The sequence below is a fragment of the Gilliamella sp. B3892 genome (assembly GCF_026536305.1).
Taxonomy (GTDB): domain Bacteria; phylum Pseudomonadota; class Gammaproteobacteria; order Enterobacterales; family Orbaceae; genus Gilliamella.
Genome location: NZ_JAFNOK010000009.1, coordinates 85,510 through 104,905, shown reverse-complemented (window position 1 = coordinate 104,905; position 19,396 = coordinate 85,510). Strand labels below are relative to the sequence as shown.

Sequence of the window (19,396 nt, the reverse complement as noted above, 5' to 3'; positions counted from 1 at the left end):
CCGTAGTGCCGATGGTAGTGTGGGTATTACCCATGTGAGAGTAGGGTGCCGCCAGACTTTTAAATTAGAGCGAAAGCCCAGCAGAGATGCTGGGCTTTTTTGCTATTTGCCGTTTAGATTTTGTGTAAATAATTTTGCATAATCATTTATTTGTTTGTGATTTTCTATATCATAAAATGTAATATTAAACATCAAGTGTTGTAGGAACGAGATGAATTCACTAATCGCCTTTAATAAACCATTTAATGTTATTACACAGTTTTCCTTTCATGAAAAATATCAAACATTAAAAAATTTTATACCATTACCACAATTTTACCCAGCAGGTCGGCTTGATACTGACAGTGAAGGATTACTATTACTCACCAATGACGGTAAATTACAAGCTAAAATAAGTTCCCCGAAATTCAAATTACCTAAAACATATTGGGTACAAGTAGAAGGTGAGATTAACCAAAGTGCGATTGAAGCATTAAAGCGGGGTGTTCAATTAAAAGAGTTTCATACCGCACCTGCAATTGTTTCAGCGCTGGCTGAGCCGACACAATTATGGCCAAGGGTGCCGCCGATTAGAGAACGCAAAACGATACCGACCTCATGGGTAAGTATCACAATAACCGAAGGCAAAAATCGACAAGTTCGCCGAATGTGTGCCGCTGTCGGTTTCCCTTGTTTAAGGCTCGTGCGTGTACAAATTGGCAAATATAATCTCTTTACTCATCAATTGTCACAAGGTGAGTGGCGTTCAATCAGTCTCAATGATCTTTAATTACAATTAATCGTCTAATATTGGTTGATATTCTATTCTTTCCTTTAAATTTTAAAGGATCAAATTGATCAATAATGTTATTTTCTCTGATTGAATACATTGGGCTTTATTCTAAAATAAGATAAAATGATCGTTAATATGATCATAGGATAATTTATTTATGGCAGAACAAAAAAAAGAAGGCTTTTTTTCACGCTTAAAAAAAGGTCTTTTTAAAACTAAACAAAATATTGGATCGGGTTTTCTTAATTTATTTAAAGGAAAAAAGATCGACGATGCGTTATTTGAAGAGCTTGAAGAGCAGCTTATTATTGCCGATGTAGGCTTTGATACAACACAAAAATTAATCAGTTCATTAACTCAACAAGCTTCACGCAAAGAACTAAAAGACGCTGATGCACTACATGAGCTTTTAAAGCAAGAAATGAAATCTATTTTAAGTGATGTGGATAAACCTCTTGAAATAGAAAGTCACAAGCCTTTTGTTATATTAATGGTTGGCGTAAATGGTGTAGGAAAAACAACCACCATAGGCAAATTAGCTCGTCAATTTCAACAACAAGGCAAATCTGTTATGCTCGCTGCCGGCGATACATTCCGTGCTGCTGCCGTTGAACAGCTACAAGTGTGGGGAGAGCGCAATAATATCCCGGTTATCGCCCAACATATCAATGCGGATTCGGCTTCAGTTATTTTTGATGCTATGCAAGCAGCTAAAGCTAAAAATATTGATGTACTTATTGCTGACACAGCTGGACGTTTACAAAATAAATCTCATTTAATGGATGAACTCAAAAAGATCGTTCGAGTAATGAAAAAACAAGACGAAACGGCCCCGCATGAAATCATGTTAACGATAGATGCCGGTACCGGGCAAAATGCCATTAGCCAAACCAAACTATTTAATGAGGCAGTTGGTGTGACCGGTATGACATTAACCAAATTAGATGGTACCGCTAAAGGTGGGATTATTTTTAGTATTGCCGATCAATTTAATATCCCTATCCGTTATATAGGCGTTGGTGAGAAGATTGAAGATTTACGACCTTTTGTCGCTGACGATTTTATCAATGCACTATTTGATGAAACAGATGAATAGAGAGAAACCATGATCCAATTTCAGCGAGTAAGTAAAGTTTATTCCGGTGGAAAACCCGCACTACAAAATATAAATTTTACTTTATATTCTGGTGAAATGGCATTTTTAACCGGACATTCTGGCGCCGGTAAAAGCACTTTAATGCGATTAATTTGCGGTTTAGAAAAAGCAAATGACGGTAAAGTGCTCCTTAATGGTATTGATGTCTCTAGTTTAAAAAAACAAGATGTACCATTTTTACGCCGAACAATTGGCATGATCTTTCAAGATCACCAATTGCTGATGGATCATACTGTTTACGATAATGTGGCTATTCCATTAATTATTCTTGGTAAACCAGCTGAGGAGATCAAAAGACGAGTTTCCGCCGCTCTCGATAAAGTCGGATTGTTAGATAAAATGAAATTTTATCCTATACAACTATCCGGTGGAGAGCAACAACGAGTCGGGATTGCTCGTGCGATTGTTAATCGCCCAAATGTCTTACTTGCCGATGAACCGACCGGTAATTTGGATGATAAATTATCAAAAGATATTTTGACATTGTTTGAAGAATTTAATCAAGCTGGCGTCACCGTGCTAATGGCAACACATAATATGTCACTTATTCGCCGTAAACATCATCGCATATTAAATTTGAATCAAGGACGTTTAGAGGTTAAAAGTTGATGATTAATGCAAAAGTCAAACCTGCTAAACCAAAAGCAAAAAATGAAAATAGCTTTTTCGCACGTTGGAAAAGGCAAATTGCCTATGCCTGGAAAAATGTATTTAATGATTTCAGACAACATATTTTTGCCTCGTTGCTCACTATTTTTGTGATCGCAATTTCAATTGCATTACCGACAATTGGATATATATTGTGGAAAAATGCAAATCAAGCGGCACAGCAATGGAACCCAACGCCTAATTTAACTGTCTATATCAATAAATCATTAACACCGGAAAAAACGACTGATTTACTCGATAAACTCAAAACTTATACCGAGTTTGAAAGTGTCAACTATCTGTCAGCGGAGCAGGCACGTGAAGAGTTTAAAAAATGGTCTGGATTTGACAGTGCTTTAGATTTATTAGATGAGAACCCATTACCGGCAGTAGCCATTTTACTGCCGCAAAAAGAAGCCAAACAGACAACTAAACTTCATCAATTACAGGCGGAAATATCGAAAATTGAAGGTGTTGATGATGTACAACTCGATGATAGTTGGTTTACCAGACTTATCGCATTGACAGATATGGTAAAATCGATAGTATGGACAGTAGCAATCTTAATGGTTATTGCCGTTTCTTTAGTTATCGGTAATAGCATTCGATTAAATATTTTTGCCCGTAGGCAAACAATTGTTGTTATGCAATTAATTGGCGCAACAGAAGGATTTATTTTAAGACCATTTTTATATAGTGGCATCTTTATTGGTCTAATAAGTGCTATTTTAGCTTTAATTTTATCGAAAATATTTATACTTCAAATAGATTCAATCATATTGCATGTTGCAGATGTATTTGGAACAATAGTGACAATAAATGGACTTTCATGGGATGAAAGTATATTGATTGTTTTATTTTCGATGATAATTGGTTGGCTATCAGCTTTAATTGCGACTAAAAAATATTTAAAAGTGATGCATATTGCTTAATTAAATTAAATAAATATTATTAGTGCTATCAAGATATAAATATATTATAAAAAATGTGAACTAAATCACGTTTTGATGGTCTAATTAAACAGTAAGATTTTAAATTGTTGTTATTTAAAAAGGCAACAAAATAGCTTAATTAAAAGGGGGAATTAAATGAGTACTGATTTAAAAATGCAAGTAGGTGCTTTAATCCCACAAGGAAATATTGAATCATATCTTCGCATGATTAACACCTATCCGATGCTAACCGCAGAAGAAGAAAAATCATTAGGTGAAAGACTTTATTATCATGACGATGTGGACGCAGCAAGACAATTAATTTTGTCACACTTACGTTTTGTTGCGCATATAGCCCGTGGTTATTCCGGTTATGGATTACCGCAAGCAGATTTAATACAAGAAGGTAATATTGGATTAATGAAAGCTGTTCGTCGTTTCAATCCTGAAATGGGCGTTCGCTTAGTTTCATTTGCGGTACACTGGATAAAAGCTGAAATTCATGAATACGTATTAAAAAATTGGCGTATTGTTAAAGTAGCAACAACTAAAGCACAACGAAAATTATTCTTCAACCTAAGAAAAAACAAACAACGTTTAGGTTGGTTTAATAATGCTGAAGTTGATATGGTTGCTGATGAATTAGGTGTTAGTCGTAAAGACGTACTTGAAATGGAATCTCGCATGTCAGCGCAAGATATGTCATTTGATATTGATAGTGATGACGATGATAATTCAATTGTAGCTCCGGCGCTTTATTTAGAAGATGTTAATTCTGATTTTTCTAAATCAATTGAAAATGATAATTGGGAAAATGACGCAACGGATAAATTACATGATGCATTATCACAATTGGATGAACGTAGCCAAGATATCATTAAAGCACGTTGGTTAGATTCTGATGATAGCAAATCAACATTGCAAGTTTTGGCTGATAAATATAGTGTTTCGGCTGAACGTATACGTCAACTAGAAAAAAATGCAATGAAAAAACTACGTGTAGCCATTGAAGCATAATTAAATTGTGATTATTAACTTTTTAAACCTTACTGATAAAACAGTAAGGTTTTTTTATGCTCAAAATCCACAATGAATGCATTAAGATAAGTTATTATTGTTTTACTTTAATATTTTATTGTTTTTTATTGTGCTTGTTTTATACTGTATTTCCTAAGTTAAATAATAAGGAAATAAAAATGGATACAGCTATAACCAAAAAACAATCACGATTAAACCAATACTGTCAATATATGGCAATTTTAATCCTGCTCCCTATTGTATGCATGCTAATTGGTACGGTGTCGCCAATGCTGTTTTACTTTTTTGGTACGAATAATATCGGGTTGGAATCCAATGGATATTCATTTTTCATTTTTACAGCAATCGATGATAGCTTCGATGTACTAAGCTTAACCTTCTGGCAAGCTGCCTTAGCAACACTTATTGATACCGGCAGAATTATTATTTTAATTTATGCTTTTAATCAACTACGATTAATGCAGGTTAATTTTGCGCAAGCGGACTATTTTTCCGTTAAATCAACAAACTACTGTTATAACTTTGGTAAATATTTGGTGATTTGGGCGGTAATGGGGGTACTTTCAGAACCGGTAATAACGGCAATATTAAGTTACAATCAGCCTGAGCGTTATTTTTCAATATCGTTCACGAGCGAAGATTTTATGACACTGCTGTTAGCAATCAGTATTATGCTAGTTGGTCAGATCTTAAAAAAAGCCAGTCAGATCGCTGAAGAAAATAGACAGTTTATCTAAATATAGCATATAAATAATAACGTTGAGTACGATACAATGACGTTAACCTAGAAACCGATTTAATAGGATCTTAATGTGGCAATTATTATAAATTTAGATGTAATGCTGGCTAAACGCAAAGTTAAATCCAAAGACTTAGCAGCCGCAATCGGCATTACTGAACAAAATTTATCATTACTAAAGCAAGGTAAAGTAAAAGGATTCAGACTGGCAACCCTCGAGGCAATCTGTAAACACTTAGATTGCCAACCGGGCGATATACTGGAATATTCTGATAAAGAGTAAATGATTAACTTATTGCAAGTAAGGCGGCTTCTTCTGCATGCAATAAAGCGGTATCAAACAATGGCGTCAGGCAATCTGTCTGTTGGATTAACAAGCCAATTTCAGTGCAACCCAGTATAACGCCTTGTGCGCCTTGCTTAACAAGTTTATCAATAATCTGAAGATAAGCTTGTTTAGCGCTTGGCTTAATTATGCCATGGCAAAGCTCATCATAAATAATTTGATTGATGATTATTCTATCTTGCTCATCGGGAATCAGTACTTGTAAACCTTTATTAGTCAGTTTTGATTTATAAAAGTCTTGTTCCATCGTATATTTTGTTCCTAGCAAAGCAACCGTTTGAATATTGCCTTTGATTAAGTGCTGTGCCGTAACATCAGCAATATGGAGAATGGGAATATCAATGGCAGCTTGAATCTGATCTGCGACTTTATGCATCGTATTGGTACAAATCACGATAAAATCTGCCCCAGCTAATGCTAGTCTTTTGGCGGCATCAATTAAAATAAGCGCACTTTTATCCCACTCACCATTGGACTGACAATGTTCAATTTCTTGAAAGTCGACACTATATAAAAGCGTCTTGGCTGAATGTAATCCTCCTAATGATTTTCCTACCATTTGATTGATCACTTGATAATAAGTCACTGTGCTTTCCCAGCTCATCCCGCCGATTAAACCTATTGTTTTCATTTTATCCATTTCCTAAACGTATTAAGCGAACTGTGTGATTAAAATTATGTTGAAGAGATTAAATTTGTTTAATGTTAAGGTATTTTGGTAAATAAACCAAAGCGTCTTGTAACAATCTTTTAAACTTAAAAAACTTATATAACATAGTATATAAATCTTTTGATGCTATAATCGATATTAGTAGAATATAAGGAAAAAGCAATAATGCGAAAGCTGTTATCCAGTTATCATCCCTTACTTTATTGGTTAAGAGTAAATCAGCGTCGCTTGTTTCGTCGATTTTCCTGGTATTGTTCTTCACGTCAATATAGCTTAAAACGTAGTCATGATTTACGTTTACCTTTTCGTTATAAAAAACATACCTCTAAATTAATACGTCGATTGGGTAACAGCGATATTCAGCTTCAATACAATAAAGTCAAAAACCTAAAAATTGCAGTTGTTTCGTTAAATGGAATCTTAATTAAACCTGGTGAATATTTTTCATTTTGCCGATTAGTCGGAAAACCAACTAAGAAGCGAGGATTTGTCAATGGAATGGAACTTTTATTGGGCGTAGCTCGTTCAGGTATTGGCGGTGGTATATGTCAGGTTAGTAATCTGATTCATTGGTTAGCTCTCCATTCAAAGCGCCAAATAGTCGAACGAGCAAATCATAGCTTTGATCCTTTTCCTGATGATGGTCGGGTGTTACCTTTTGGTTCGGGTGCCGCTATTTTTTATAATTATATTGATCTTATTATTCATAATCCTACCGATAAAACATTTCAAATTATGCTTCATGTTGGCGATCACCAACTAGAGGGAGAACTATTATGTGATGAAGAAAGACAATACAGCTATCGTGTTTATGAAAAGCAGCATGCCTTTATTAAAAGGCAAGGTATTATCTATAGAAAAAATGATAATCTGGAGAGACACCATGACCAAAAACAATATCGGTCGCGCCCCTGCATGTATTTGTTCTAAAATGATGTATAAAAATAAAGTCATTGTGAAATACGAAGTGAATGGAGAATTGATAACAAATGAAGAAAACGAGTAAATATCTATTATTAATGCCAATAATGTGTTTAGTTTTATCTTTTTCATGTTTTGCAGATCCCAAAGTGATTCATGTCGTTGTTGCATTATGTGATAATAAGTATCAAGGCATTGCACCAGTTCCGGCTGCAATCGGTAATGGTCAAGATCCAAAAAATAATCTTTATTGGGGCGCCGCCTATGGCTTTAAAACCTTTTTTAGTAAACAAAAAGAGTGGCAAGTAGTACAAGTCAATAAACCTGAAAAGGGTTATATATTAGAAGAGATTATCTATAAGCATCAAAGCAAAGATGTTTATATCGTTGCGCAAGCCTATGACGGTAAATATATTGATAATACGATTGATGATTTTATTAATTACTCGGCAGGCAAAAAACAATCAACATTTACCATAAATAACAAAGAAATAATCGCTGGTGGTAAAGCTGATTTAGTTGTATACATCGGTCACAATGGTTTAATGGAATGGTCTTGGCGTAAATTCTTTGGTTATGAAACGAGTTGGGCGGCAAACTCAAAACAAGAGCAAGAAAAGCAAAAAACACGCTATGCGGCCGTTTTTGCTTGTAAAAGTCAAAAATATTTTTCTAAACCGTTATTAGGTACGGGTATTTCGCCATTGATTTTAACCATGCAGTATATGGCCCCGGAAGCATATAGCGTGCACGCCATGATTAATAGTTGGTTAAATGGTGAAAGCAAAGCAAACGTCAGATCAAAAGTGGCTAGCGCTTACAGTAAGTATCAAAAGTTAAAAAAACCGGCTATGAGCATGTTTACAACCGAATATAAACAATAGTAAATTAATTAAACCTGTATGATTAGAATGATAAAGATTTAAGGTATGATGAAAACACCTAAAATTGTGATTTTAACCGGTGCGGGTATTTCTGCTGAATCCGGGTTATCGACATTCCGAGCACAAAATGGATTGTGGGAAGGGTATGATGTTAACGATGTTGCAACCTACGAGGGTTATAGTCGCGATCCCATTGCGGTTCACAGCTTCTATAATATGCTAAGAAAAAAATTACAAAGCCCTGAGGTAAAACCAAACTTAGCGCATTTGGCTTTAGCTCAGCTGGAATATAAGCTTGGCAGTGAAAATGTGTTAGTTGTGACACAAAATGTTGATAACCTTCATGAGCGGGCGGGTTCTAAAAATATTATCCACATGCATGGTGAATTATTGAAAGTTCGCAATGAACAAACCGGACAAATCATTGATTGTCATCAGGATGTGGATTATGTAAAAAATAAGCTTATTCGTCCACACATAGTATGGTTTGGTGAAATCCCATTAGAGATGAATAAAATTTATCATGCGCTTTCACAAGCTGACTATTTTATTTCGATTGGTACATCGGGCAATGTCTACCCGGCAGCGGGTTTTGTAGAGGTTGCTAATCAATCGGGGGCAAAAACTGTTGAGCTCAATTTAGAGCCGAGTTTGGGTGAAAGTTTATTTCAAACCAAAATTTACGGCCCAGCAAGTAAAATTGTCCCTAAATTTGTAGAAACATTGAGCGCAATCGATAATTAATTAAGTTTCTTCAAATATGTTTTCGTATCTAAATTTTCCATTTGGCCTAGGATCCATTTTGCTTTTTTTTGTGTAAGGATATTAGGCTTAACTGGACTCCATTTTCTAGGATTAGGTAAAATTGCAGCCAGTAAACTAGCTTGCTCTTTGGTTAATTGCTTTGCACTGACACCAAAGTAGTGGCGGGAGGCTGCCTCAATACCAAAAATACCTTCTCCCCATTCGATACTATTTAAATAGATTTCAAGGGTGCGTTTTTTTGACCAACTTAGCTCAATACAAAGCGTAATCCAAGACTCAACGCCTTTACGCACGAAGCTACGTGCAGACCACAAAAATACATTCTTAGCCACTTGCTGGGTAATGGTACTACCGCCACGCTTTTTATTATTCTTTAAATTATGTTTAACTGCATGAACTATGGCACTAAAATCAAATCCCCAATGAGAAGAAAATTTTTGATCCTCGGCGGCAATAACCGCAATTTTTATATTATCGGAAATTTCATCCCAATCTTTCCATTCATGTTCTTGCTGAACATTCCAATTAGCTAATTTTCTTTCGACCATAATCATTGAGCCAAACGGATCGACCCAACGCATGACTAATACCAGAAAGAAAGATAACAGCATAAATCCAAGGGTGACTTTTATAGTGATGCGTAATAGTTTTTTTAGTATTCGATTCATGCAAATCTTTAATAGAAACTGAGTAAAAATTAGGTAAATAAGATACGATATATTAAGAATTAAATAAATATTTTTTTAAAAATTGGACAATTTGCTCGGGCTGATTGATATCTAATAGTGGCAAAGCCATTTTTACAGGCTGATCACTGGCAACAGCGATAGTAAATTCATCGATATAAAAAGGTTTATTGTTTGCTTGCCTATGACAGACAATCTTCGGGATTTTTTCATCTTTAAACCCTTCAACCAAAATCACATCAACGTTATCAAAACGCTCAATGAGATTGGATAAGCTGGCCGGCTCATTAGGGGTTTCTTCAATAAAAGCGTATCGATTATCGCAAGCAACAATCGTTTGCAAAGCGCCTGCTTTTCGTAACTCATAACTATCTTTACCGGCAATATCCACTTCGATATCGTGGTGGGCATGTTTTAAGCTACCAACTTTTATCCCTTGTTTAACTAATAACGCGATAATCTTTTTTAATAACGTGGTTTTACCACTACCGCTGTAGCCTGCGATCGCCACTATTTTTCGATTGTTCATAGACTCTTTGTTCAAGCATGTTATATTAAAAGTAAGATTAATATTACATCATTTTATGATGTTGGATGAATAAAAAAGGTAATGATATGTATGATTTTTTGAATGATTATAACCAAACTGTGCACCCACGTTTACTGCAACGTTTTCTTGATATTACCAACCAAAAATTAAGCGGTTATGGTTTAGATGCTTGTAGTTATCAAGCGAGAGAGACCATTCAAAAAAAACTCAAATCACCTAATGCTGATATTCATTTTATGCCGGGTGGGACGCTGACCAATTTAACGGTTATCTCTCATCTATTACGGCCTTATCAAGCGGTAATTGCAACCCAAACCGGCCATATTAATGTTCACGAAACAGGCGCCATTGAGGCGACCGGACACAAAGTATTAACGGTCAAAAGTTCGAATGGCAAATTGACACCAGAACTCATTAAACCGATATTAGCGCAGCACGGTGATGAACATATGGTGCAACCAAAGTTAGTCTATATCTCTAATTCAACAGAGTTAGGTACAATATACACTAAGCAAGAGCTCAAAGAGCTTTATCAATTTTGTCAAAAAAATCATCTATATCTCTATTTAGACGGCGCACGATTAGCCATGGCATTAGCCGCTAAAGAAAACGATATCACTTTTCCCGATTTAGCTAAATACACTGACGTATTTTATATCGGTGGTACCAAAGTCGGTGCTTTTGCTGGTGAAGCGGTGGTATTTAATAATTTAACCATTAATCAAGATTTCCGTTTTAGCATGAAACAAAAAGGCGCAATTTTAGCTAAAAGTTGGATTGTTGCCGTACAACTCGATACATTAATGACTGATAATCTCTATCTTGAGCTTGGCAAACATGGTAACCAAATGGCTGAAAAATTAGTCAATCTATTTGAAGAGGCCGGATTCACCTTTATGGCAAAACCACAAACCAATCAACTTTTTGTCAATTTTCCTAACGCAATAGCCAAAAAAATTGTTAACCATTATGCGGTCGATAATTTAGGCCAGACAGATAGCGATCATATCGGCTTACGTTTTTGTACATCATGGGCAACGCAAGACAACGAGATCGAAGCGTTTGCTAAACAGATTAAAAAATGGCTGTAACGGCAAAGTGTGTGATAAAAGATTAAATTATTGCGTATTGTGACTAGCTACTGCTTTTTTGGTTAAGGCTTTCAAGCATTTCAGGGGTATTAACGTTGATAAAACTGGTTGGCTTATCACTAAAATCGACAGCTTGCGCTTTGATGCTACTTAAAAATAACATCAATTTTCGCTCGCCTTGCGCTAAATAAGTTTTCAGTTGTGGCGTAATACTACGATGTATTAATAAGATAGTGGGGTGGCTATGTTGGCCATCAAACGGATAAATCGCATGATGAGTTGGGGTATAAATGGTTAAACGTGCGATTAAATCATTGGGTAAAAAAGGGGTATCGCAACTAACAAATAAGTTCCACGGTGTAGTGCTACGCAATAAGCCGCTATATATGCCCGAAAGTGGACCCAAATAGCCCTTATGATCATCGCTAAAAGTCGGGTAGCCTGCTTTTTGGTATTGATCGCAATGACGATTACAGTTGATCATAATATTACTCACTTGCGGTTTGATATGGTCAATAACATGTTGAAAAAGTGGTTTATTGTTCAACATCATTAAACCTTTATCTTCGCCATGCATCCGCAAGCTTTGACCACCTGCTAAGATTATTGCTGTAATAGGCAGATTTTCCATAAATTATTTCTCTTTAACATTGCGAAAAATCAAAATAACATTACTATATAGCAATGTTAATCTAGTCGTAAAATACAAAATAAAATAAATAATTCAATAATGACAGGTTTTATGGGCGAATAATTATTATTGAGTATATACTAAGCTGTTTTTAAGCTGTAGTTGCAAATCAATTAAATAATGACAATAAACCTGATGAAATATGGATATTTTAAATAAAATTCACATCATCATCTTCAATTTGATTGAAGACTTAAAAAGGTATCAATTATGAAATGTCATCGTATCGATGAAGTAATGGAGTTATTACAAGCAGCGTGGGAAAAAGATTCTGATCTCAATTTATTACAATTTTTGGCTAAACTTGGTCAAGAAGCTGGTTTTGAAGGTGAATTAAAGGATCTGGGTGATGAAGTCTTAATTTATCATCTTAAAATGCGAGACGCTGATAAAAATGAAGCCATTCCCGGGTTAAAAAAAGATTATGAAGATGATTTTAAAACCGCACTACTAAAAGCGCGCGGATTAATTAAAGAATAATTAAAGGAGAATTAACACCATGAAAAAAACGCTTATTGCCATTGGAGTACTAGCTTACAGTATGAGTTGCTTTGCTGAGTCAGTACCCGCCGATACTAATTCTGAAAGCCAACAAGCAACATCGGTATCGACACCGGCTGAAGAGTCAATTACTAAAGGTATTCAATATGGCGTTTTACCGACTAGTCCGTCACCGGATAAAGAAGTCGTTGAGTTCTTTTCGTTTAACTGCCCTAGTTGTCGGGTATTTGAAAATGACTACCATGGTGCTCAATTAATCGCAAAAACGTTGCCAAAAGATGTTAATTTTAAACGTTACCATTTAAATAATTTTGGTCCACTAGCGAAAGAGTTATCTGAAGCATGGGCGGTTGCCAATGTACTTGGCATTGAAGATAAAGTTGAAGACGTTTTTTATAAAGCGATGCAAACAGATAAGAAAATCAAAACAGCGGAAGATATCAAGACCGTATTTGCTGATTTAGGTGTTGATGCTCAAACTTATGATAAAACCAAAGATAGTTTTTTAGTTAAAACTTTTTTATCCCAACAAGCTGACGCTATTAATGAATTACAACCGGGTTCGATACCGCTGGTTGTGGTAAATCGAAAATTCTTTGTCAACTCTAGTGGATTGAATAAAGACAGTAACGAAGCATTTATTAACGACTATGCTAAAGTAACGGCTTTTTTAACGACGTTAGATCCGCATAATGTAAAAAATGAAGAAGAAAAGCCGATAGAATAATTGCCTTGCTGAGTTAAATCACTGATCAAGGTTGTCTTTTTTAGCGATAAATAGCTTAACATCATTTATATCCCTTTACTTAGTGCTAACATTAAGTAAAGGGATTTTTCTAGGCGAACTATTCACGTTCTAAAGCGTAAATAGGATCAAGTTTTGCCGCTCGTTTAGCCGGGAAATAGCCAAAAATAACGCCAATGACGCTTGAACAGCTAAATGCAGCAATAATAGAAGCAATAGAAAAACTCATTGCAAATGAAGTCACGAAATAGTTAAAAATAAAACCAATTACAAACGACAATAAGATCCCTAAAGCGCCACCAATTAGGCAAACTAATATTGCCTCAATTAAAAATTGTTGCAAAATATCACTTGAGCGAGCACCGACAGCCATTCTTACCCCAATTTCACGGGTTCTTTCTGTTACAGACACCAACATAATATTCATCACACCAATTCCACCAACCACTAACGAAATTAAAGCAATGGTTGAAATTAAAAGTGTTAACACCCAGGCTGACGAATTGACGGTTTCCCGTATGCTATCTGAATTGAAAATAAAGAAATCTTTACTACCATGCCGTTGTAACATAATGTTTTCGATAGCTTTTTCGGCAATTGATAAATCAACATTATCATTTACACGAACGGTAATACTCTTTAAAGACGTTTGACCGACCATACGATTAATAACGGTGGTATAAGGGAGCCAAATATTTAAACTTTCGTTATTGCCAAAACCTTGTTGCTGTTTGGTGGCAACCCCGATGATCCTAACCGGCAATTGTCCGACAATTAAAATTTTGCCAATCGGGTCTTGATTGGTAAATAGTCGTTTAACGGTATTTTCATCAATCACGGCATCTTGCGCAGAGGTATCCACGCTCTGCTTATCGAAAGCAATCCCTTTGCTGATAGTGTAGCCTCGCACCGCAAAAAACTGCTCTCCAACACCATTTACTGTTCCGGTCACGGCCAAATTATTGATACGAAAATAGGCACTTGTTGCTAAATTCGGTGTGGTGCTATGCACAAAACTTTGTTTTGCCAAAAAGTCAGCATCGGCAGATCTGAGCGTGGTAATTTTGTCAGCATTACGATCACCAAATCCACTTCCGGCATAAATTTCTAACGTGCTGGTGCCTAACGAGTTGATATTGGCTAAAATCTTTTGTTTGGTACCTTGCCCTAATGCCACCATAGAAACAACTGAAGCAATACCAATGATAATGCCGAGCATGGTGAGAAAAGTTCGTAATCGTTGTGATGCCATAGAAAGTAACGCCATTTTAAATGCATCACGAAAACGATAGTATTTGGCACGTAGATTGTCTTGCGTTTTGGTAATTTCGATCTGTTTTACCTGACGATGACTCCCTTGTTCGGTTTGATAATTAGGATTAATCGCATCGGAAATAATATTGCCGTCACTAATTTCAATAATACGTTCGGCGCTTTGAGCAATATTGTTATCATGGGTGACAATAATTACCGTATGACCTTGTTGATGAAGTTCACGTAAAATGGCCATTACTTCGGTGCCACTTTTACGGTCTAATGCACCGGTTGGCTCATCGGCCAGAATAATTTGCCCGCCATTAATTAAAGCCCGGCCAATACTGACACGTTGTTGCTGACCGCCGGATAATTGGTTAGGTTTGTTATTGATTTTTTCCGCCAGACCTAAACGAGTCAAAATATCTTTAGCACGAGTTTGGCGCTGATCTGCTGTCATACCGGCGTAGATTGCCGGAATTTCAACATTGCCTTGTGCGGTTAAGGCGTTTAATAGATGATATCGCTGAAAAATAAAGCCAAAATGTTCCCGTCGTAATTCGGCTAACTCATCGGGTGATAGTTTGCTGGTGGTGCGATTGCCAATGGTATAGGTACCACTGGTTGGCTTATCTAAACAACCCAGAATATTCATTAATGTTGATTTACCGGAGCCTGACGCACCAATAATCGCCACCATTTCACCGGCATTAATGGTTAAATCAATCCCTTTTAACACCTCAATTGTTGAATCGCCAGCCGGGAATTGCCGAGTGATCTTCTCCAGTTTAATAAGCGGATTAGGATAATTAGTCATATTAGAATTTTATCCTTGGTGATCGCCCGTTAGGACTAAATTGCGAGCCATTGGTACTACTCACTATCACAATCTCACCCTCTTTAAGTCCGGATTGAATTTCGACACTCACATTATTATTTATCCCTAAAGTGACTTGTCGCTCTTCAACAGTGTTATCGCTATTTAGCAGGTAAACAATCGCTTTATTGTCTGCTAAAGTCTGTACAATGGCTTGAGACGGAATTGATAGCACATCTTTCGCTTCAGCCAGTACAATGTAGACTTGCGCCGTCATCGAAATGCGTAAAATATGTTCGGGATTATCAACATCAAACAGCCCATTGTAGTAAATTGCCGTTTTTGATGATGAAGATGAAGCGCTTGTAGCTAGAGAACTCTCACTATTGATTGATTCGGGCGCCGGTTGAATGGCTCTTAATGTTAGCCCGTCAAACCGCTTATTTGGTTGCCCTAAAATAGTAAAATAAACCGGCATTCCTTTTTTAACATTAATGACATCGGCCTCTGAAATTTGCGCTTCGATCGTCATTTTATCCAGTTGAGCGACTTTAACAATGGTCGGCGCACTTTGTACGGAGTTGACGGTTTGTCCTTCATCAACCGGAATGGCGACGATAACACCGTCAATTGGTGAGCGGATTTTGGTATAACCTAAGTTGACTTTAGCGGTATCAACGGCGACTTGCGCACTAACAATATCGGCATCAAGTGCGGCAATATCGGCTTTAATTGCATCAAGATCGGCTTTTGACGAATCTAAATCAGCCTGTGCACCCACCCCTTTTTTCACCAACTTAAGTTGGCGCTCATAAGTAAGCTGATAATTGACTAATTTGGCTTGTTTTGATGTGCGCTGCGCTTCTAAACTATTTAGCTTTGCTTCAGATTGTTTAAGATCATTGCTCTGTTTAAGATCATCAATCTCAGCTATCATATCGCCTTGCTTAATCTCATCACCTAATTCCACATACAGCTTTTTTATCTGCCCTGAAACTTGAGCACCTACGCTGACTTGTTTGAAAGCGCTGATAGTGCCGTCGGCAAGCACGGTTTTTTCGACGTTTCCTTTAATAACCGGGGAAGTAATGTAGTTAACGGTGGATTGCGAAGGGGAAAGGATTAATTTTGCAACATAAATAACGACAAAAACGATGATCGCTATTAATAGGTATTTCAGTTTAATGTACTTTAACAATCTGTTTCATCCTTAAATTTTGTTATATTTTTTAACATTGTATCGTATTAAATTATTTGGTTTGGCTAACTAACGATAATTATTTGTAATAATTATGAAAATTACCGATATCATATCTATCTAAAAAAGCATGCTAAAAACACATTAGTTTATCGCCTTTTAGGCGGATTAAAAATAGAAAGATGTACTTGAATTTATAGAAAAAAAGCCATTAATCAAGTAATATGTAGCCGCTAAGCTTAAATTATCCATATCATTAGATAAAATAGTATATTGAAAGATTTCTTTTAAAGTCCGATTTTGAATGTTTATTATACTGTTTTTAAAGAAAAAATTAACAGTACTGCGGTAAAAAATCGTACCTTTATGTGGAGTAGAACAAATGTCATCTCAAAAACAGCAATCCACCTTAGATAATGCCCTAACATTGCTCGAAATTATTAGCCATTATTCTTCGGGGATTTCGCTGGCAGAAATTGTTAAACTCAGTCGAATGGCAAAAACCACGGTATTTAGAATCTTAGATATATTAAAAAAAAGACAGTACTTGAGTTATGACGCTGCCACAGAAAAATATTTTTTAGATGTCAAAGCCTTTCAATTAGGTGTTAAAGGATTAATGAATATCTCTTTAGTTGGGGTATCGATTCCTTTTTTAAAAAAGCTGGCTGCAATACTCAACGAAACCTGTTTTTTAGCGGTTTATCATGACGGCAGTGTGATTTATTTATACAAAGCTGAAGGTGAGCTGGCGGTTAAAACTAACTCCCATATTGGTAGTCGAATGCCGGTATACTGCACCGGTTTAGGAAAAGCATTATTAGCCTATCAACCATTAGTTGAAATTAACAAGGTGTTAAGTCGCCCATTGGTTCAATTCACCAGTAAAACGGTTGTTGATCGTGAAGCCATACACAACAGTTTAGCTAAAGTGTGCATCGACGGTTACTCAATGGATGATGAAGAAGTAGAAGAGGGATTAACCTGCATTGCTGTTCCAATCTTTATTAAACAAAATAAGGTGGTTGGAGCAATTAGCGTTGCCGGCTCTTCTTTTCGAATAATCCAGAAAAAGGCAATGATTATTCATGAACTGAAAAATATTGCCGCATCGATATCCGTTGAATTAAAGAAGAAAAATTAACTTACGGCTATAGAGTAAATTTATAGCTACCCTATATTGTAAAGGCTTATTATCATGACCCAAAAAGAGACAACTTCAGCAATTGATAAAGCCATTGCTGTGTTAGATGTGATTAGTGATTGCGCAGCAGGTGTCACCATTAACCAAATGATTGGCGCAACAAAACTCAATAAAATGATAATAAAAAAGATTTTAAAAACCTTACTTGATAGAGAGTATGTGTTTTATGATGCCAAATCAGAAAAGTACACTTTAGGTTTTAAATCGTTAGAGTTAGGCATATCAAGTTTAGTCAATGTTAATATTGTTGATGTGGTTATCCCTTTTGTAAAATCACTATCGAACACCATTAATGAGACCTGTTTTTTAGGTGTTTACAATAGTGGAAATGTGGTTTATTTATATAAAAGCGAAGGGAATAACGCCATTCATACCAGCTCAAATTTAGGGCATATGCGACCAGCATACTGCACCGGCTTAGGTCGTATATTACTTGCTCACCAATCGGCCGAAGAAATTGACCGTATTTTACATTCCCCTTTACCGCAATATACCGCAAAAACCATCACTGACCCCAATAAACTCAATCAACTATTAACTAAAGTTCGGCAGGAAAATATCGCTTACGATTGGGAAGAGGTTGAAGAGGGGTTAGTCTGCGTTGCATCCGGTATTTTCAATTATAGTAATGATGTGGTGGCGGCATTAAGTATTGCAGGACCTAGTCATCGCATGCAAAATCAGATAGAAAAGTGTGCCGGTTTGTTACAAGAGACAACTAACGCAATTTCCCGTCGATTAGGCTATATACCCTCATCATCATAAACATAGGGTGATGAGGATATGATGCGCATCATAGAGTATTTGGCATTAATGTTAAATGACGCATGGCACAAGAAGGGATAATTGCGCCACGGTGCTGAATCACTTCGCCAGCCAGATCGTGCCCTTGCTTAATCGCCGCTTGAATCGATCCGCCCGTCAGCCTGACAGATAAGTAGCCGGCACTAAACGAATCTCCAGCCGCTGTGGTATCCACAATATTTTGTTGAGCAATCACATTTGCCGGCAACTCGACTCGCTCCCTATCGGTGACAACAATACAACTTTCGCTGCCCCGTTTAATAATGATTTCACTGATGCCGAGTTTTTGACTGCGCAAAATACTATCTTGATAATCATTATCTCCCCAAAGCAGGGTTTCATCATCTTGAGTTAAAAATGCGATATCGGTATAAGACAAGATTTTTGAATAGACGTTTTTTGCATACTCTTGAGTGCGCCATAGTCGAGGGCGATAGTTATTATCAAAAATCACTTTACCGCCATTGGCTTTAAAGCTTTCTAAAAGCTCGATCAGCCTGTCGATGCTATGCTCATCAAGAATCGCAATACTGATGCCACTTAAATAGATATAATCAAAGGTGGCAATTTGCTGGCAAATCGAGGCGGTTTGCGCTGTTTTAAGCCAGAATCTTGCTGCTGCATCATTGCGCCAATAATAGAATGAACGCTCGCCACAATCATCGGTCACAATGGCATATAAACCCGGCATTTTATTATCGATTTGTTGGATAAGCTGAGTGTGGATCCGCTCTTGTTGCCATTGCTGTAACATCTCTTGACTAAAAGGATCGCTGCCTAGTGCTGTCACATAGTGAATATTGGCTTGATTATTCGCCAACAACCGGGCTAGATAAGTTGCCGTATTTAAAGTATCCCCGCCAAAACTTCTGTTGGTTACGTTGCCTTTAATCGACAGTTCAATCATACATTCGCCAATTACGGCTATATTTATTGTCATCATGTGTCCTTATTTGTTACCTTTGAAATACACCAAATCTTTAT

General features: G+C 36.5%; 20 protein-coding genes and 2 pseudogenes. 15 read left to right on the top strand and 7 right to left on the bottom strand.

Annotated elements, in window-relative coordinates:
• The first annotated feature begins 211 nt into the window (after positions 1 to 211).
• From J3U74_RS09675 to J3U74_RS09645, 7 genes and pseudogenes are all read left to right on the top strand, one after another.
• Positions 212 to 769, top strand: a complete 558-nt coding sequence (locus tag J3U74_RS09675; RefSeq protein ID WP_267337977.1) for a pseudouridine synthase — start codon at positions 212 to 214, stop codon at positions 767 to 769.
• A 175-nt stretch (positions 770 to 944) separates the two neighbouring features.
• Positions 945 to 1,868, top strand: a pseudogene (gene ftsY / locus J3U74_RS09670) (signal recognition particle-docking protein FtsY); the annotation flags it as partial.
• Positions 1,869 to 1,877: 9 nt separating this feature from the next.
• A complete protein-coding gene (ftsE, locus tag J3U74_RS09665; protein WP_220218508.1) occupies positions 1,878 to 2,537 on the top strand; it encodes a cell division ATP-binding protein FtsE in 660 nt (219 codons plus the stop codon).
• Positions 2,534 to 3,508, top strand: a complete 975-nt coding sequence (gene ftsX, locus J3U74_RS09660) for a permease-like cell division protein FtsX (protein ID WP_370634029.1) — start codon at positions 2,534 to 2,536, stop codon at positions 3,506 to 3,508. The genes ftsE and ftsX overlap by 4 nt, the downstream gene beginning before the upstream one ends.
• A gap of 156 nt (positions 3,509 to 3,664) precedes the next feature.
• Complete coding sequence (gene rpoH / locus J3U74_RS09655) at positions 3,665 to 4,525, top strand: RNA polymerase sigma factor RpoH (RefSeq protein ID WP_220218510.1); 861 nt, start codon at positions 3,665 to 3,667, stop codon at positions 4,523 to 4,525.
• Positions 4,526 to 4,704: 179 nt separating this feature from the next.
• Complete coding sequence (locus J3U74_RS09650) at positions 4,705 to 5,283, top strand: hypothetical protein (RefSeq protein WP_267337979.1); 579 nt, start codon at positions 4,705 to 4,707, stop codon at positions 5,281 to 5,283.
• A gap of 75 nt (positions 5,284 to 5,358) precedes the next feature.
• The gene (locus tag J3U74_RS09645; RefSeq protein WP_267337980.1) at positions 5,359 to 5,568 is read left to right on the top strand and encodes a helix-turn-helix domain-containing protein; all 210 of its coding nucleotides are present in this window, start codon (positions 5,359 to 5,361) and stop codon (positions 5,566 to 5,568) included.
• A 4-nt stretch (positions 5,569 to 5,572) separates the two neighbouring features.
• Here J3U74_RS09645 and J3U74_RS09640 read toward each other — a convergent pair whose 3' ends face one another.
• Complete coding sequence (locus tag J3U74_RS09640; protein WP_267337981.1) at positions 5,573 to 6,262, bottom strand: aspartate/glutamate racemase family protein; 690 nt, start codon at positions 6,260 to 6,262, stop codon at positions 5,573 to 5,575.
• Positions 6,263 to 6,466: 204 nt separating this feature from the next.
• On the opposite strand from J3U74_RS09640, the pseudogene J3U74_RS09635 reads away from it, so the two are divergent.
• The 3 genes and pseudogenes from J3U74_RS09635 (at position 6,467) to cobB (ending at position 8,850) form a co-directional block, all read left to right on the top strand.
• Positions 6,467 to 7,307 (top strand): annotated as a pseudogene (locus J3U74_RS09635) (VanW family protein).
• Positions 7,291 to 8,106: a hypothetical protein gene (locus J3U74_RS09630; protein ID WP_220218515.1), complete on the top strand. Its 816-nt coding sequence runs from the start codon at positions 7,291 to 7,293 to the stop codon at positions 8,104 to 8,106. The pseudogene J3U74_RS09635 and the gene J3U74_RS09630 overlap by 17 nt, the downstream one beginning before the upstream one ends.
• A gap of 45 nt (positions 8,107 to 8,151) precedes the next feature.
• Positions 8,152 to 8,850 (top strand): Sir2 family NAD+-dependent deacetylase, encoded by a 699-nt coding sequence (cobB, locus tag J3U74_RS09625; RefSeq protein ID WP_267337983.1) that lies wholly within the window; start codon positions 8,152 to 8,154, stop codon positions 8,848 to 8,850.
• Here cobB and mtgA read toward each other — a convergent pair.
• Positions 8,847 to 9,530 carry a monofunctional biosynthetic peptidoglycan transglycosylase gene (gene mtgA / locus J3U74_RS09620; RefSeq protein ID WP_370634037.1) on the bottom strand — a complete coding sequence of 228 codons (684 nt, stop codon included), beginning with the start codon at positions 9,528 to 9,530 and terminating at the stop codon, positions 8,847 to 8,849. The genes cobB and mtgA overlap by 4 nt on opposite strands.
• 61 nt (positions 9,531 to 9,591) lie before the next feature.
• Positions 9,592 to 10,086: a molybdopterin-guanine dinucleotide biosynthesis protein B gene (gene mobB, locus J3U74_RS09615; RefSeq protein ID WP_267337984.1), complete on the bottom strand. Its 495-nt coding sequence runs from the start codon at positions 10,084 to 10,086 to the stop codon at positions 9,592 to 9,594.
• A gap of 86 nt (positions 10,087 to 10,172) precedes the next feature.
• On the opposite strand from mobB, the gene J3U74_RS09610 reads away from it, so the two are divergent.
• Positions 10,173 to 11,198 (top strand): threonine aldolase family protein, encoded by a 1,026-nt coding sequence (locus J3U74_RS09610; RefSeq protein ID WP_416379798.1) that lies wholly within the window; start codon positions 10,173 to 10,175, stop codon positions 11,196 to 11,198.
• Positions 11,199 to 11,241: 43 nt separating this feature from the next.
• Here the strand turns inward: J3U74_RS09610 and mobA are convergent, their stop codons facing one another.
• Entirely contained in the window at positions 11,242 to 11,829 is a 588-nt protein-coding gene (gene mobA / locus J3U74_RS09605; protein ID WP_267337986.1) for a molybdenum cofactor guanylyltransferase MobA, read from the bottom strand.
• A gap of 270 nt (positions 11,830 to 12,099) precedes the next feature.
• Here mobA and J3U74_RS09600 point away from each other — a divergent pair, with 270 nt between their 5' ends.
• Positions 12,100 to 12,369 (top strand): YihD family protein, encoded by a 270-nt coding sequence (locus J3U74_RS09600; protein ID WP_267337987.1) that lies wholly within the window; start codon positions 12,100 to 12,102, stop codon positions 12,367 to 12,369.
• Positions 12,370 to 12,388: 19 nt separating this feature from the next.
• Complete coding sequence (locus J3U74_RS09595) at positions 12,389 to 13,117, top strand: DsbA family protein (protein WP_267337988.1); 729 nt, start codon at positions 12,389 to 12,391, stop codon at positions 13,115 to 13,117.
• A 118-nt stretch (positions 13,118 to 13,235) separates the two neighbouring features.
• On the opposite strand, the gene J3U74_RS09590 is transcribed toward J3U74_RS09595, so the two are convergent.
• Together J3U74_RS09590 and J3U74_RS09585 are read right to left on the bottom strand one after the other, a co-directional pair.
• Positions 13,236 to 15,206, bottom strand: coding sequence for a MacB family efflux pump subunit (locus J3U74_RS09590; RefSeq protein ID WP_267337989.1), 1,971 nt, complete (start codon positions 15,204 to 15,206; stop codon positions 13,236 to 13,238).
• Position 15,207: 1 nt separating this feature from the next.
• Positions 15,208 to 16,404 (bottom strand): efflux RND transporter periplasmic adaptor subunit, encoded by a 1,197-nt coding sequence (locus tag J3U74_RS09585; protein WP_220218524.1) that lies wholly within the window; start codon positions 16,402 to 16,404, stop codon positions 15,208 to 15,210.
• A 382-nt stretch (positions 16,405 to 16,786) separates the two neighbouring features.
• Between J3U74_RS09585 and J3U74_RS09580 the strand changes: the two genes are divergently transcribed.
• Together J3U74_RS09580 and J3U74_RS09575 are read left to right on the top strand one after the other, a co-directional pair.
• Entirely contained in the window at positions 16,787 to 17,548 is a 762-nt protein-coding gene (locus J3U74_RS09580; protein WP_220218525.1) for an IclR family transcriptional regulator, read from the top strand.
• A 54-nt stretch (positions 17,549 to 17,602) separates the two neighbouring features.
• Entirely contained in the window at positions 17,603 to 18,373 is a 771-nt protein-coding gene (locus J3U74_RS09575; RefSeq protein ID WP_267337990.1) for an IclR family transcriptional regulator, read from the top strand.
• Between the two features lie 28 nt (positions 18,374 to 18,401).
• Here J3U74_RS09575 and J3U74_RS09570 read toward each other — a convergent pair whose 3' ends face one another.
• Positions 18,402 to 19,355 carry a sugar kinase gene (locus tag J3U74_RS09570; RefSeq protein WP_267337991.1) on the bottom strand — a complete coding sequence of 318 codons (954 nt, stop codon included), beginning with the start codon at positions 19,353 to 19,355 and terminating at the stop codon, positions 18,402 to 18,404.
• Positions 19,356 to 19,396 lie beyond the last annotated feature (41 nt).

What these genes read in the sequence shown, in the direction of transcription:
- J3U74_RS09675 (WP_267337977.1), top strand. Translation starts at nt 212, where the DNA reads ATGAATTCACTAATCGCCTTTAATAAACCATTTAATGTTATTACACAG.
- ftsE (WP_220218508.1), top strand. Translation starts at nt 1,878, where the DNA reads ATGATCCAATTTCAGCGAGTAAGTAAAGTTTATTCCGGTGGAAAACCC.
- rpoH (WP_220218510.1), top strand. Translation starts at nt 3,665, where the DNA reads ATGAGTACTGATTTAAAAATGCAAGTAGGTGCTTTAATCCCACAAGGA.
- J3U74_RS09650 (WP_267337979.1), top strand. Translation starts at nt 4,705, where the DNA reads ATGGATACAGCTATAACCAAAAAACAATCACGATTAAACCAATACTGT.
- J3U74_RS09640 (WP_267337981.1), bottom strand. Translation starts at nt 6,262, where the DNA reads ATGAAAACAATAGGTTTAATCGGCGGGATGAGCTGGGAAAGCACAGTG.
- J3U74_RS09630 (WP_220218515.1), top strand. Translation starts at nt 7,291, where the DNA reads ATGAAGAAAACGAGTAAATATCTATTATTAATGCCAATAATGTGTTTA.
- cobB (WP_267337983.1), top strand. Translation starts at nt 8,152, where the DNA reads ATGATGAAAACACCTAAAATTGTGATTTTAACCGGTGCGGGTATTTCT.
- mobB (WP_267337984.1), bottom strand. Translation starts at nt 10,086, where the DNA reads ATGAACAATCGAAAAATAGTGGCGATCGCAGGCTACAGCGGTAGTGGT.
- J3U74_RS09610 (WP_416379798.1), top strand. Translation starts at nt 10,173, where the DNA reads ATGTATGATTTTTTGAATGATTATAACCAAACTGTGCACCCACGTTTA.
- mobA (WP_267337986.1), bottom strand. Translation starts at nt 11,829, where the DNA reads ATGGAAAATCTGCCTATTACAGCAATAATCTTAGCAGGTGGTCAAAGC.
- J3U74_RS09600 (WP_267337987.1), top strand. Translation starts at nt 12,100, where the DNA reads ATGAAATGTCATCGTATCGATGAAGTAATGGAGTTATTACAAGCAGCG.
- J3U74_RS09595 (WP_267337988.1), top strand. Translation starts at nt 12,389, where the DNA reads ATGAAAAAAACGCTTATTGCCATTGGAGTACTAGCTTACAGTATGAGT.
- J3U74_RS09590 (WP_267337989.1), bottom strand. Translation starts at nt 15,206, where the DNA reads ATGACTAATTATCCTAATCCGCTTATTAAACTGGAGAAGATCACTCGG.
- J3U74_RS09580 (WP_220218525.1), top strand. Translation starts at nt 16,787, where the DNA reads ATGTCATCTCAAAAACAGCAATCCACCTTAGATAATGCCCTAACATTG.
- J3U74_RS09575 (WP_267337990.1), top strand. Translation starts at nt 17,603, where the DNA reads ATGACCCAAAAAGAGACAACTTCAGCAATTGATAAAGCCATTGCTGTG.
- J3U74_RS09570 (WP_267337991.1), bottom strand. Translation starts at nt 19,355, where the DNA reads ATGATGACAATAAATATAGCCGTAATTGGCGAATGTATGATTGAACTG.